We start from the raw sequence: 12,698 nt of genomic DNA on the forward strand, positions 1-12,698 counted from the left end.
CTCCTGCTCAGCTTCGCCGCGATTCCGCGAAAATCGATTTCCATTTCTCGATGAAAGCGTAAATATGGGTCCGGCTTGTATCGCGGCCGATGCTGACCCGGATCACTTCCCGGGCCACTTGCGGGTCGGTGCCCATCGCCTCGAGCACATGGCTGGTCTTGAGCGTTCCCGATGAACAGGCGCTCCCGGCGGAGACCGAAAATCCGGCCATATCAAATTTGATCAGCTGCGTGTTCGCGGCCACGCCCGGCATATGATAGCTGGCGATGGTGGCGATCCGAGGCGAATTCTCGGCAATCACCGAGCCGCCTTCTTTCCGGATCGCGTCGTCAAGATGCTGGCGCAGTTCCGACGCACGCCCGGCCCAGTTGGCGGGTGCTTCCAATGCCGCGGTCATGCCCATGATATAGGGCAGGTTCTGCGTGCCGGACCGATAGCCCTGCTCCTGCCCGCCGTCGGCTTCGAGCAATCTGAGATCCTTGACCAAGAGCGCACCGACGCCGGGCGGCCCACCGAACTTATGCCCGGCGACGATGATCAGGTCGGCATCCGGCAATGGCATTTTGCCAATGGATTGCGAGCAATCGGCCAGAAGATAACTGCCCCGGTCACGCACAACTTTCGCCAGCGCATCGAGATCCTGGATCACGCCCGTTTCATTATTGACCGACTGTATCGCTACCAGGGCTGGCCCGTCCGCCCCCTTCAGCAGATGATTCAGATTTGTCGGAACCACTGCGCCACCCATATCTACCGGAATGGATTTCGCATCCCGCGCAAATCTCAACACCACGTCATGTTCGACCGGCGAGACATATTGCAGCGCAGGCTTGGACTTGGTCAGCGCAATCTGGACCGCTTCGCTCGCGCCGCTGGTAAAAATAACGCCGCCATCCCAGTCGAGCGCAGTCTTGAACCGCCGCCGCGCATTTTCCAGCATCGCTTGCGCCGCGCGACCGTCGCCATGGGGCGAAGACGGATTGGCCCAATTCTCGAAACCCTCTGCGCACGCCTTTTTGGCCGCGTCCAGCATCGGCGCGGTAGCGGCATAATCAAGATAGATGCGTTTGGACTCGGTCACCATATTGGCAAAAACTCTCTGGCGTGCTGGATTGAGTTGCGGATTTGTTCACTCTCCCTATATAGACGCTGCATCCAGCGCAAAAGCTATTCTGACTTCTCGCGCTCTGGAGACGACAATCTAGATCGAAGAATTGAAAATCCATGCCTGACGTAATTTTTACCGGACCCGAAGGCCGCCTCGAAGGCCGCTTCAGCCCAGGACCCCGTGACCGCGCACCGGTTGCGATGATATTGCATCCCCATCCGCAAGCGGGCGGGACCATGAATGACCGGATCACGCAGGCGATGTACAAGACATTCGTCAAGCGCGGCTTTGCGACTTTGCGGTTCAATTTCCGCGGCGTCGGTCGTTCGCAGGGCACATTCGACAATGGCATTGGCGAATTGTCGGATGCCGCATCGGCTCTGGACTGGATACAAAGTTTTCATCCCGAAGCGCAGACCACCTGGATCGCCGGCTATAGCTTCGGCGCCTGGATCGGTATGCAGCTGTTGATGCGCCGTCCGGAAATCCGCGGTTTCATTTCAGTATCGCCGCCGGCCAATATGTATGATTTCAACTTTCTGGCTCCATGCCCGTCATCGGGTATCATCGTTCAGGGCGTGAATGATGAAGTCGTCACCCCCGGTGCCGTCCAGAAACTGGTCGACAAGCTGCGGACCCAGAAACATATCACGATTCACCATGACGAGATTCCCCGCGCCAATCATTTCTACGAAAATGAAATGGAATTACTGATGGGATCGATCGACAATTATCTCGACATGCGGCTCGCGCCGGATTCGCCGATCAAATAGGATCAGTCGGCCGGCTGCGCCGTTAATGGCTGGTTGCTGTCAGGGACAGGAATCAGCCCAATCCAGACATTTGCAAACATTACAGCAGCGGCGACGAGCATCAGCCAGCCCTGCTTTTTGTTATCGCCCTTGCGCAAGACAAAGACGCCCCCGGCCAGCAGCGCTGTTCCGGCCAGCATCAATACGGATAATATCAGGTTCGACATGCCCGGATAGTTACGGATGCATCGCCATACTGACAATCATTAGTTTCGACGATTCCCCGCAACCTATGCCCGATCAGTCAACACGACAGTTCCCCGGACAGGCCGCTGTTCGTGGACAGGATTGCTTTCGCTTGCGATTTTGACTAGAACATAAAAAGAACAAGGTGATCAAGAAGCGGAACTGGCCACGTGAATTCCGAACCTCCTCTGCTCATAATTGCCTCCCTAGGGGGAGATTTTGATCTCGCGCATTTTCGCTGGCCCGAGGCAGCAGGCGGGAAGATAACGGTCAATGACGCCAAGTTCAGCGAACTCGACATGGTCGAGGTCATTATGGACGGGATGCCGTTCCTGCTATCCCATTATACAGCGGCTGAAACCGGTCAGCGGTTTGCGGCGCAAACATTTGATCCGCTATTTACGGACCTCCCGACCCCTGATGAATCGTTCATAGGGGTGGCACCGAGGGACATTTTGACCAGTGCCCGGCATTTGCCCGAAGTAAACCAGCGCATACTCTTGTTGGGCAAATGGATCGGAGAAGCGGTGGAAGCCACTGCTGCGGCATGGACGCCGTCGCGCAGGATTACGAACTTTCGCTATTTCGAAGAAACCGTAGGAGAATATCTGGCCGGGGGGCCGTTTCCCACATTATTTCAAACTTCATTTTCGGAAGTCCGGGACGGTTATTACATCACCAGAGGTTTGCACTATTTCGCGGGTCAGGAGATTCGCCTGACCGCACCGCCTGATTATAGTGTTGCAGATGTGGCAAATCGCCTCGTCCGCATCATCGACGATTTCGCGTCCCACGGAAAGATTGATGCGCCAGCCCGGGCGAAGGGGATGATTGAGGGCGAAACGCTGATCTTCTCACCCAGCGACGATCTGGCACATGTCGATATCACTATCGAAAACTGCACCGTCAACGTCGACCAGTTAAAAATATGATCAAGAGTTAAGCAGCGGTAGGCGCCGCTTCCCGGACGTTCTGATCAACATGATCAGCGAATTGTTCAAAATTATTGATGAACAATTTGACCAGCTTTTGAGCGGTTTCGTCATAGGCGCTCGGATCGGACCAGGTTGAACGGGGGTCGAGAATTCCACTGTCCACGCCGGATACCGATACCGGAACTTCGAAACCGAAATTCTCGTCGATCCGGAATTCGCCATCGTTCAGGCTGCCGTCCAGAGCTGCGTTCAGCAACGCACGGGTTGCCTTGATCGGCATCCGGTTGCCTTCGCCATATTTGCCACCGGTCCACCCCGTGTTGACCAGCCAGCAACGCACGCCGCCTTTGGCGATCCGCTCTTTCAGCAGATTGCCGTAGACCGACGGGTGGCGCGGCATGAATGGCGCACCGAAACAGGTCGAGAATGTGGCTTCCGGCTCGGTCACACCGATTTCGGTGCCGGCGACCTTGGCGGTATAGCCCGACAGGAAATGATACATGGCCTGCTCCGGTGTCAGCCGGGAGATCGGAGGCAATACGCCGAACGCGTCTGCGGTCAGCATGATGATATTCTTGGGCACGGGCCCCATATTTTCTTCCGAAGCGTTCGGAATAAAATCGATCGGATAGGCGCCGCGGGTATTTTCCGCTTTGCTATTGTCGTCGAGGTCCAGCTCCCGGGTATCAGGGTCCATTACGACATTTTCAAGCACTGTGCCGAACCGGCGCGTCGTGGCAAAAATTTCCGGTTCCGCTTCTTCGGACAGCCGGATCATCTTGGCGTAACAGCCGCCTTCGAAATTGAACACGGCGGTATCGGACCAGCCATGTTCGTCATCGCCGATCAGCACGCGGCTGGCATCAGCGGAAAGCGTGGTCTTACCGGTCCCCGACAGGCCGAAGAAAATCGCTGTATCGCCTTCTGGCCCGATATTGGCAGAGCAGTGCATTGGCATGACCGAGTCGAGCGGCAACAGATAATTGAGCAGGCCGAACACGGACTTCTTCATTTCGCCGGCATAGGCTGTGCCACCGATCAAGATCAATTTCTCGGTCAGGTTCACCGCAATCACGGTGCCGCTGCGCGTACCATGGCGTTCCGGGTCAGCCTGGAAGCTGGGCAAATCGATGATTGTATATTCGGGATCAAATGCTGCGAGTTCATCGGCATTGGGACGAACGAGCATCGTACGGATGAACAGATTATGCCAGGCCAGTTCGTTGATGATGCGGACATTGACCCGGTGCTCCGGTTGCGAGCCACCAAAAAGATCCTGAACGAACAAAGTGTCCTTCTCGCCCAGCGCGGCGACGAAATCTTCCTTCAGTGCGGCGAAATGTTCGGGTGTCATGCCGACGTTAGTTTTTCCCCACCAGACACTGTCTTCGGTTTCGGCATCACGAACAATGAATTTGTCATTGGCGGAGCGTCCGGTGTGTTTACCGGTCTCAACGACCAGCGGGCCGTCTTTCGCCAAATGCCCTTCACCGCGCGATACGGCGGCCTCGACCAATGCAGGAGCGCCAAGATTCCACAGCTGCTTGCCCGAGTTCGGGAATCCTTGTTCATTTAACGTAACAGACGAAACTTTAGGCATTGGTAATCCCCTATGGCTTGAAACAGGATGAGTTCACAACGATCTGATAAATTTGAACCGGCGCTTACTTGACCAAATCGAGTCGGTCAAATTTCTTGCCGCCGACCATCGGCAAATTGCACAATCGGCGTTCAGGTCGGGACTCCTTTTCCCGACACAGCTAACAACGACTTGTCTTGAAACATACTATCCCATCCACTAGGTCGGAGACGGAGCGCGCGGCAAAGGAACGCAAATTTATGGCAGCCAACATTGCTCTTGTGGACGACGACCGCAATATCCTGACCTCCGTGTCGATCGCGATGCAGGCTGAAGGTTTTATCACGCGTGTTTACTCGGACAGCGAAGTGGCCCTGCACGCGATTCTGGAGAATCCCCCGGACCTTGCGGTCTTCGATATAAAAATGCCGAAAATGGACGGACTGGAATTGCTCCGTCGAGTGCGTGAAAAATCAAACGTGCCGGTCATCTTCCTGACCTCGAAAGACGAGGAGCTGGACGAGGCGCTCGGCCTTGCGATGGGCGCGGACGACTATATCAAAAAACCGTTTTCGCAGCGTCTGCTTATCGCGCGGGTGAAATCCATCTTGCGCCGGACAGAATTTATCAAGTCATTGGACGAAGGTCAGGATGACGAATCCGCAGAGCCGCTCGTCCGCGGTAATCTGGAGATGGATCCGGCCCGCCATCTGGTGAGATGGAAAGGAGTAAATGTAACCCTGACTGTCACGGAATTCATGATTCTCGAAACATTGGCGCATCGACCGGGTGTCGTGAAAAGCCGCAACCTTTTGATGGATGCCGCCTATCAGGATGACGTCTACGTCGACGACCGCACGATCGACAGTCATATCAAGCGATTGCGGAGAAAATTTCGCGAAGTTGATTCTGAATTTGACGCAATAGATACGTTATATGGAGCCGGATATCGCTACACGGAATGATCGCGGAAAAGATAGTGAAAGCGGCCTTTCCCTTCGTTGGTCGGCCCGGCTTTCTCTCACAACCCGCATATTGGTCGTCAATGTTTTGGCGATTGCGCTGTTGGCTGGCGGTCTGTTCTATCTGAACAATTACCGGGACAGGCTGACCGACGAACGCCTCACCCAGGCCCGGATGCAATTGACAATCATATCCGACGCCCTGTCTTCGGGAGAGGGACAGAATCAAGACGCGCTCATCCGTCAATTTTCGGATCATTTGAACGCACGGCTTCGAATCTACGCCCCCGATGGCACGAAAACCGTCGACAGCTTCGCTCTGGCAAAGCCGACCTATGAATTTGTAGATCCGGATGCCGAACCTCTGCGCAAAGATGTGGCCCGGACATTGGACCGGATCATTGAAAGCTTTGTTTTCAGCAAAGAAATCCCGAATTTTAGCGAACCGTCCCGCGATGTCGCGAGTGCATGGCCGGAGCTTCTGGCTGCCCGGGATAGCCAAGATGCGGTCAGCTCGGTCAGTTTGGCACCGGACCGCACTCCGGTGATTGCGGCCGGAAAGCCCTTGCCGGATGGCACCGGCTCCATATTGTTGACCGCCAATGCGCGCGACATCACACGGATAGTGCGAGCGGAGCGTTCCAGCGTGCTGCTGGTCATACTGGTTGCAGCTACGGTCTCGATACTGCTCTCGCTTTTTCTGGCGCGGACCATCGTCAGGCCGATCAGAAAACTGGCCCGTGCAGCGGTGCGGGTGCGGATGGGCCGCTCGGACGAAATCGCGATCCCGAGAATGCCCGGTCGCCGTGACGAAATCGGCCAATTGAGCCGTGCGCTTTCCGATATGAGCGCTGCCTTGCGCCATCGCATCGATGCCACAGAAGCGTTTGCCGCTGACGTCAGCCATGAAATCAAGAACCCCCTCGCCTCGCTTCGTTCGGCGCTCGAGGGCTTGGAACGGGTGGATGACCCGGATTTGCAAAAGCAACTGCTTGATGTGGCCCATGACGATGTTCGGCGCATCGATCGGCTGATCAATGATATCTCTGACGCTTCAAGGGTCGATGCCGAACTGGCCAGAGCCAAGTTTGAACCGATTGATATCGGCAAGATGCTGGAGCAGTTACTGGCCGCTCGCGAACAACGCACTTCCAATCTTGGCGTCCATATTGCCTTCGCGCGACCGGCAAAGGATGTGGCAAAAGTGATGGGCGATGGCGGCCGTCTTGAACGTGTGTTCAGCAATCTGCTCGACAATGCCGTTTCCTTTTCGCCCGATGGCGGGCTGGTCGAGATATTGGCGACACCCGATGGCGACGAAATCATCATCCATGTCGCCGATCAGGGTCCGGGCGTGCAACCGGATCAAAGAGAGGAAGTTTTCCAGCGCTTTCACTCCGACCGACCCGATGGGGAAGCTTTCGGCAAGCACAGCGGACTGGGCCTCGCGATCGCAAAGACCATTATCGAAGGTCATCAGGGAAAGATCCATATTCTTGACCGGGCGGGCGGAGAATCGGGAGCATGTTTCGAGATTCGCCTGCCGAAGGCTCCGTAATGTCAAACAACAGCGACGAAAGCGATCAGCTCAAAATGCATGCGACTGCCGTCGCCATTTCCGGCGCGGGATTGATGATTTGCGGAAAATCGGGATCAGGAAAGTCCGATCTGGCATTGCGGCTTATTGACCGCGGCGCGACCTTGATCAGCGACGATTATGTGGACATCAGCCGCGCAAACGGGAAGCTGTTCCTGAGCCCGCCAGCCAGTCTTGCCGGCAAGCTGGAGGTCCGTTCGCTGGGGATATTCGAACAAGAGCATCTGTCCCGAATTCCGTTAAAACTGATCGTAAAATTGAGCGAGAGTCCAGACCGCTTCCCGATGGACAAACAGACCATGATTTTGCTGGGAATAACTATGCCATTCTGTACACTGGACGCCATGGAAAATAGTGCGACAATCAAGGCAGAATTGGCTTTGCAACGAATATTACAAGGTGCGACTGGCATATGACTGGTGAAGGCGTCAAACGTGTCCTGTTGGTCACCGGTCTTTCGGGAGCGGGGAAATCCACGACGCTAAAAACCATGGAAGATATTGGTTGGGAAACGGTCGACAATTTCCCCTTTCGACTGGTCGAAGGCTTGCTGGAAACACCTCCGTCCAGTTCCCGGGGTGACAGCGACCCGCCATTGGCGCTCGGCTTCGACAGCCGGACACGCGGGTTCGAACCGGACAAACTGATCGAAAGCGTGAAACGTCTTCAAAAAAAGCCGGGCTATCTGATCTCGACATTATTCCTCGATTGTGCCGGCGGTGAACTGGAGCGGCGCTATGGAGAAACCCGGCGACGCCATCCGCTGGCTCTGGATCGACCGGCCAAAGAAGGCATAGCGCTGGAACGGACCTTGCTCGCACCCTTTCGCCGCTGGGCCGATCATCTGATCGACACCACTGATTTGACGACCAACGACCTGCAGCGCGAAATCCGGCAACGGTTCCTGCTCGACAAGAACAGTGCGACAACGATTACGCTCACCAGCTTTGGTTTTTCCCGGGGGCTCCCGAACAATATAGACCTGTTGTTCGACGTCCGCTTTCTGGCGAATCCGTTCTGGGATCCGGAACTGAAGAAAATGACCGGTCTCGATCCGGAAGTGGCGGACTATATCAGCAAAGACCCGGCCTATCCCGAGGCGATCGAGAGAATATTCGGCATGCTCGAATTTCTTCTGCCGCGCTATCAGGACACTGGCAAAGCCTACGTCAACGTGGGTATTGGCTGCACTGGCGGACGTCACAGATCGGTACATGTTACAGAGCGGCTGAGCAAAGACTTGCGTGCTGCGGGCTTTTCGCCCAATGTCGTGCATCGCAACTTGGCGTCACAGCCAATGGAAGCGCTCGAATCCATGCAGAGTTTGAACGGGAACAAGGAAATTTAATCAACATGATTGGGTTGGTTCTCGTAACACACGGGCATCTGGCAACGGAATTTGTCATCGCGATGGAACATGTCGTCGGCGCGCAAAAGGCGATCGCGGCGATCGGCATTGGTGCGCGTGATGATATGGAAGAACGTCGTCAGGAAATTGCGGATAGCATAGCGAGAGTGGATTCCGGTGATGGCGTCATCATTCTGACCGACCTGTTCGGTGGTACGCCGTCGAACCTTGCCATTTCCCTGATGGAAAAAGGCAAGGTCGAAGTCATTGCCGGTGTCAATCTGCCGATGCTCATTCGCCTCGACGGTGTCCGTAAATCGATGGAAATTACTGCCGCAATCGCCGCAGCCAAGGAAGCCGGACAGAAATATATCAGCGTTGCTTCGGAAATATTGGGAAGCGATGCGTGAGCGAATTTCGCAAAATCGTCGAGATCACGAATAGCCGGGGGCTGCACGCAAGAGCGAGTGCGAAATTTGTCACCTATGTCAGCAAATTACCGGACGATCTGGAGGTAAAAGTAGCGAAGGATGGTACCGAAGTCACCGGCATGTCGATCATGGGCCTGATGATGCTCGGTGCGGCCAAGGGCGACAGCATCGAAATCATTGTTTCCGGGGCACAGGCGGAAAGCGCGCTCGAAAAACTGACTGGTCTGGTCGTCGACGGCTTTGGTGAAGACTGAAGTCATGCGCCACCAGATTACCGGCTTTTCCAATCCGACAATCAAGCGGCTCAGGAGCCTGCGCGAGAAGAAGCACCGCAAACGGGAAGGGCTGTTCCTTGCAGAAGGGCTCCGGATATTGGCGGAGGCGCTGGACAGCGGCAGAACCCCGAAAATACTGGTGGTTGTCGAAGGCACCGAATTACACCCCCTCGCCCAAAAAATCGAGGAAGCAACCGTGGCCGCGGGTGGCGACGTCATCGAAACCAGCGAAGCCATCATCGCCAAGCTCTCCGGAAAATCCAATCCCCAGTCGATCATCGGCATTTATTCTGATCATCCAGTCGAACTGGACGAGCTGGACAGAACAGCGGCAAATATCTGGCTAGTGGCGCAAGCGCTGCGTGATCCCGGCAATCTCGGCACCATCTTGCGGACCGGTGATGCGGTTGGTGCCGGCGGATTGATCCTGATCGACGACTGCGTCGATCCCTTCTCGGTCGAGGCGGTGCGCGCCAGTATGGGGGCAATTTTCACCCAGCAGATTGCGCAAGCACGCTGGCCGGAATTTCTGTCCTGGCTGCGCAGTGGTACGGGTGAGCTGGTCGGAACCAGCCTCAACACCGAAAATGATTATCAGTCGGTTCATTACAAGCAACCGACCTTCCTGCTCATCGGCAACGAAGCGCAGGGGCTGCCGGAAGAATATGAAGCGGCTTGCGACACGCTCGTCAAAATGCCGATGATGGGCAAGGCCGACAGCCTCAACGCCGCCGTCGCTGCCTCGGTCATGGCCTACGAGGTGCTGAATCAAGGCCGAAAGAGATAAATAGCCTTCCCCTCATTGCTATGTTACATTTCAAGGCGGAGGGGAAAAAATATGAAAAATATAATATTGCTTTCATCGCTCGCCGCATTGACGCTTTCGGCCTGTGACGAACCTGCCGCAGCACCGGTCGCCGAGGAAAAACTGGGTGATTATAGCGCCATCGGCACCGAACCGGGCTGGCGGGTCGACATCAAGGACGACAATATCGCCTTGACCACCCAGAGCGGCAATGACTTTACGCTTCCGGTCCAACGCATGAAAAAAACCGACAGTGGCTGGGAAGTCAAAGGCTTTTCCGACAGTCACAATATCAATATCTATATCACCAGCGGCGAAACATGCAGCGATGGCATGAGCGATCGCAGCTATGCCGACACGGTGAAGATTGAAGCCAGCGAGAATGGCACATTGAACGGATGTGGCGGTGACGTTACCGAAGGAGCGGATGGACCGCCCTAAGGCCTATTCCGCGGATTTTTCGCCGATCTCCCGGTCATCTTCGATCAGTTTTTCGGTCACTGCATCGCTATAGCGCGGCAGCGCTTCGATTTCGGGCACGGGTTCGAGATCCTTCTTGCCGGTCTCGATCTGCAGTTCGGCGAACTTGCGCCCGGTCGCCATGATGTTGCGCTCGAAGCTGCCGACAAATTTATTATAATTTCCGACCGCGCTGCCAAGTCCGGAACCCATGCGTTTGAGATGTTCTCCAGCGACCGCAAGCCGGTCATACATTTCCTTGCCCAATTGCCCGATCTGCTTGGCTTCGGCGGCCATTTTTTCCTGACGCCAGACGCCGGCAACCGTCCGCGCGATCGCGACCAGATTGGTCGGTGTCGCGAGCAGCACTTTTTTCTCAAAGGCGTGGTCCCATAAAGTCGGTTCATGTTCCAGCGCAGCGGCGAGAAAATGCTCTCCCGGTACGAACATGATGACATAATCGGGCGCGTCTTCAAACTGGTCCCAATAGGCCTTTTTGGAAAGCCCATCGATATGCGCCTTCATGCTGTTGCAGTGCCGCGCCATGGCAAAGCTGCGCGCCCCTTCATCCTCGGCCTCGAACGCATCCTGATAGTCGTTGAGCGACACCTTGGCATCGATCACCAGCTTACGTCCGCCAGGCACGTTGATCACCGCATCGGGACGCAGGCGACCTTCGTCGGTATCAATGCTCTGTTCGGTAACAAAATCGGTATGTTCGGACAGACCGCAGCTTTCGAGAACATTCTTGAGCTGCTGCTCCCCCCAGCGCCCACGCGATTTCGGTGCGTTACGGAGACTATTGACCAGACGCGCGGCTTCCTGCTGCACTCTGTCCTGCCCCTGCCTGACCTGTTCAATCGTCGCGGTAATGCCGGCATAGGATTCGGTGCGCTCTTTTTCGATCTTGGTGATCGAGGCTTCATAGGTCGCCAGACGTTCATGGACCGGCTGCAGCAATTTGGCGATTTTCTCGCCGCCCTTTTCATTGGCCTGGTCAAAGCGCTGGTCGGCCCGTTCGAGAAACTGCCGCTGGGCCGTCTCCAGCATTTTGGCACCGATCTCGGAAAATTGCGCCGACAGAGCTTCTTTCGCTTCCATCAGCTGCTGCATCTGCTTGTCATGATTGCGGGCATCGGCCTGTAGCGCCGCCAGATCGGTCTTCGCCGCATCGCGCTCGTCGCGGACCCCGTCCAGCGTGATCCGCAGTGCATCGGTCGCCTGAGCGGCCTCTTTGGCCGCTAGAACCGCATCTCTGGTAGCCTGCGCTGCGTCCTTGGCCGGCTTGCCGCCGATAAACCAGCCCAGCGCCAATCCGCCCAGAAGAGCGATGACGATGGTGAAAATGACGATAATAGGGTCCAAAGCATCTCTCTTTTCAATAAGAACGAAAAGAGAACTTAGGCCGTGTTGCAATCTAACTCAAGCGATGAATCAGCAATATCTCAGGCAGCGATTCCATGCTCTTTACGCAATTTAGCCAGCTTCTTCAGCACCATCTGGCGTTTCAAACGCGACAGATGGTCGATGAACAATATGCCTTCGAGATGATCCATCTCGTGCTGCAGACAGGTGGCGAGAAGCCCCTCGATCTGCTCTTCATGTTGCTTGCCGTTTTCGTCCTGCCAGCGTGCGGTGATGGCGGCAGGCCGCTCGACATCCGCATATTGGTCAGGCACCGAAAGGCATCCCTCGCTGTAGATGTTCACATCTTCGGATGGATCGAGAATTTCGGGATTGATGAAGACGAGCGGATCACGGATTACTTCCTGCTCGTGATGGCAATGTTCGCCATGTTCATGTTCGTGGTCATGCTCGACTGGCTCCTGAAGGTCGATAACCAATATCCGTTTGGGCACGCCAACCTGAATCGCGGCCAGACCAATGCCCGGCGCGTCATACATGGTTTCGAACATGTCCTTGACCAACGTTTTCAATTCGTCATCAAACGCGGTCACGGGTTCGGACACAGTTTTCAGGCGCGGATCAGGCACCTCTAGGATCGGTAATATAGCCATCGTGCAAATTTAGGGATTTTCGGTGGATTCGTCAAGCAGCGCAGAAGTGTGTTTATCGTTCGACCTGAATATCCGGCCAAATTCAAAAGCGTGTGCGGCCCGCTATGACAATCATATTGTGCAACAGAGTGGCCGGCGATCGCGACTCAAATAATTAAGGCGTGGGGTTCATTTGGTTGAAAC

At 55.5% G+C, this 12,698-nt stretch carries 15 protein-coding genes; 10 read left to right on the top strand and 5 right to left on the bottom strand.

Going from position 1 to position 12,698, the window contains the following annotated elements; all coding sequences use genetic code 11:
• Nucleotides 1-7: 7 nt before the first annotated feature.
• Nucleotides 8-1,084: an aminotransferase class V-fold PLP-dependent enzyme gene (locus tag AAC060_RS07955; protein ID WP_339824654.1), complete on the bottom strand. Its 1,077-nt coding sequence runs from the start codon at nt 1,082-1,084 to the stop codon at nt 8-10.
• A gap of 140 nt (nt 1,085-1,224) precedes the next feature.
• On the opposite strand from AAC060_RS07955, the gene AAC060_RS07960 reads away from it, so the two are divergent.
• Nucleotides 1,225-1,881, top strand: a complete 657-nt coding sequence (locus tag AAC060_RS07960; RefSeq protein ID WP_339824657.1) for an alpha/beta hydrolase — start codon at nt 1,225-1,227, stop codon at nt 1,879-1,881.
• A 2-nt stretch (nt 1,882-1,883) separates the two neighbouring features.
• On the opposite strand, the gene AAC060_RS07965 is transcribed toward AAC060_RS07960, so the two are convergent.
• A complete protein-coding gene (locus AAC060_RS07965) occupies nt 1,884-2,087 on the bottom strand; it encodes a hypothetical protein (protein WP_339824660.1) in 204 nt (67 codons plus the stop codon).
• A 189-nt stretch (nt 2,088-2,276) separates the two neighbouring features.
• Here AAC060_RS07965 and AAC060_RS07970 point away from each other — a divergent pair, with 189 nt between their 5' ends.
• Complete coding sequence (locus tag AAC060_RS07970) at nt 2,277-3,038, top strand: hypothetical protein (protein WP_339824663.1); 762 nt, start codon at nt 2,277-2,279, stop codon at nt 3,036-3,038.
• A 7-nt stretch (nt 3,039-3,045) separates the two neighbouring features.
• On the opposite strand, the gene AAC060_RS07975 is transcribed toward AAC060_RS07970, so the two are convergent.
• A complete protein-coding gene (locus AAC060_RS07975) occupies nt 3,046-4,641 on the bottom strand; it encodes a phosphoenolpyruvate carboxykinase (RefSeq protein ID WP_339824667.1) in 1,596 nt (531 codons plus the stop codon).
• A gap of 239 nt (nt 4,642-4,880) precedes the next feature.
• Here AAC060_RS07975 and AAC060_RS07980 point away from each other — a divergent pair, with 239 nt between their 5' ends.
• From AAC060_RS07980 to AAC060_RS08015, 8 genes are read left to right on the top strand one after another with little or no spacing between them, the layout of a single operon-like run.
• Nucleotides 4,881-5,585, top strand: a complete 705-nt coding sequence (locus AAC060_RS07980) for a response regulator transcription factor (RefSeq protein ID WP_339824669.1) — start codon at nt 4,881-4,883, stop codon at nt 5,583-5,585.
• A complete protein-coding gene (locus tag AAC060_RS07985; RefSeq protein WP_339824672.1) occupies nt 5,557-7,140 on the top strand; it encodes an ATP-binding protein in 1,584 nt (527 codons plus the stop codon). Before AAC060_RS07980 ends, AAC060_RS07985 begins: the two co-directional genes overlap by 29 nt.
• Complete coding sequence (locus AAC060_RS07990; RefSeq protein ID WP_339824675.1) at nt 7,140-7,595, top strand: HPr kinase/phosphatase C-terminal domain-containing protein; 456 nt, start codon at nt 7,140-7,142, stop codon at nt 7,593-7,595. The genes AAC060_RS07985 and AAC060_RS07990 overlap by 1 nt, the downstream gene beginning before the upstream one ends.
• The gene (gene rapZ, locus AAC060_RS07995) at nt 7,592-8,527 is read left to right on the top strand and encodes an RNase adapter RapZ (protein WP_339824678.1); all 936 of its coding nucleotides are present in this window, start codon (nt 7,592-7,594) and stop codon (nt 8,525-8,527) included. Before AAC060_RS07990 ends, rapZ begins: the two co-directional genes overlap by 4 nt.
• A gap of 5 nt (nt 8,528-8,532) precedes the next feature.
• Entirely contained in the window at nt 8,533-8,937 is a 405-nt protein-coding gene (locus AAC060_RS08000) for a PTS sugar transporter subunit IIA (RefSeq protein WP_339824680.1), read from the top strand.
• Nucleotides 8,934-9,212, top strand: a complete 279-nt coding sequence (locus AAC060_RS08005) for an HPr family phosphocarrier protein (RefSeq protein WP_339824682.1) — start codon at nt 8,934-8,936, stop codon at nt 9,210-9,212. Before AAC060_RS08000 ends, AAC060_RS08005 begins: the two co-directional genes overlap by 4 nt.
• Nucleotides 9,213-9,216: 4 nt before the next feature.
• A complete protein-coding gene (locus tag AAC060_RS08010; RefSeq protein WP_339824684.1) occupies nt 9,217-10,020 on the top strand; it encodes an RNA methyltransferase in 804 nt (267 codons plus the stop codon).
• Nucleotides 10,021-10,071: 51 nt separating this feature from the next.
• Nucleotides 10,072-10,479 carry a hypothetical protein gene (locus tag AAC060_RS08015; protein ID WP_339824687.1) on the top strand — a complete coding sequence of 136 codons (408 nt, stop codon included), beginning with the start codon at nt 10,072-10,074 and terminating at the stop codon, nt 10,477-10,479.
• Between the two features lie 3 nt (nt 10,480-10,482).
• Here AAC060_RS08015 and rmuC read toward each other — a convergent pair whose 3' ends face one another.
• Nucleotides 10,483-11,862, bottom strand: coding sequence for a DNA recombination protein RmuC (rmuC, locus tag AAC060_RS08020; protein WP_339824690.1), 1,380 nt, complete (start codon nt 11,860-11,862; stop codon nt 10,483-10,485).
• An 80-nt stretch (nt 11,863-11,942) separates the two neighbouring features.
• Nucleotides 11,943-12,515: a peptide deformylase gene (def, locus tag AAC060_RS08025; protein ID WP_339824693.1), complete on the bottom strand. Its 573-nt coding sequence runs from the start codon at nt 12,513-12,515 to the stop codon at nt 11,943-11,945.
• Between the last annotated feature and the right edge of the window lie 183 nt (nt 12,516-12,698).

Origin of the sequence: uncultured Parasphingorhabdus sp., from assembly GCF_963975555.1 — a bacterium.
GTDB lineage: Bacteria > Pseudomonadota > Alphaproteobacteria > Sphingomonadales > Sphingomonadaceae > Parasphingorhabdus.

Excerpts from the sequence above, each read along its gene's own strand:
- AAC060_RS07955 (WP_339824654.1), bottom strand. The coding sequence starts at position 1,084 with ATGGTGACCGAGTCCAAACGCATCTATCTTGATTATGCCGCTACCGCG.
- AAC060_RS07960 (WP_339824657.1), top strand. The coding sequence starts at position 1,225 with ATGCCTGACGTAATTTTTACCGGACCCGAAGGCCGCCTCGAAGGCCGC.
- AAC060_RS07965 (WP_339824660.1), bottom strand. The coding sequence starts at position 2,087 with ATGTCGAACCTGATATTATCCGTATTGATGCTGGCCGGAACAGCGCTG.
- AAC060_RS07975 (WP_339824667.1), bottom strand. The coding sequence starts at position 4,641 with ATGCCTAAAGTTTCGTCTGTTACGTTAAATGAACAAGGATTCCCGAAC.
- AAC060_RS07980 (WP_339824669.1), top strand. The coding sequence starts at position 4,881 with ATGGCAGCCAACATTGCTCTTGTGGACGACGACCGCAATATCCTGACC.
- AAC060_RS07985 (WP_339824672.1), top strand. The coding sequence starts at position 5,557 with ATGGAGCCGGATATCGCTACACGGAATGATCGCGGAAAAGATAGTGAA.
- AAC060_RS07990 (WP_339824675.1), top strand. The coding sequence starts at position 7,140 with ATGTCAAACAACAGCGACGAAAGCGATCAGCTCAAAATGCATGCGACT.
- rapZ (WP_339824678.1), top strand. The coding sequence starts at position 7,592 with ATGACTGGTGAAGGCGTCAAACGTGTCCTGTTGGTCACCGGTCTTTCG.
- AAC060_RS08000 (WP_339824680.1), top strand. The coding sequence starts at position 8,533 with ATGATTGGGTTGGTTCTCGTAACACACGGGCATCTGGCAACGGAATTT.
- AAC060_RS08010 (WP_339824684.1), top strand. The coding sequence starts at position 9,217 with ATGCGCCACCAGATTACCGGCTTTTCCAATCCGACAATCAAGCGGCTC.
- AAC060_RS08015 (WP_339824687.1), top strand. The coding sequence starts at position 10,072 with ATGAAAAATATAATATTGCTTTCATCGCTCGCCGCATTGACGCTTTCG.
- def (WP_339824693.1), bottom strand. The coding sequence starts at position 12,515 with ATGGCTATATTACCGATCCTAGAGGTGCCTGATCCGCGCCTGAAAACT.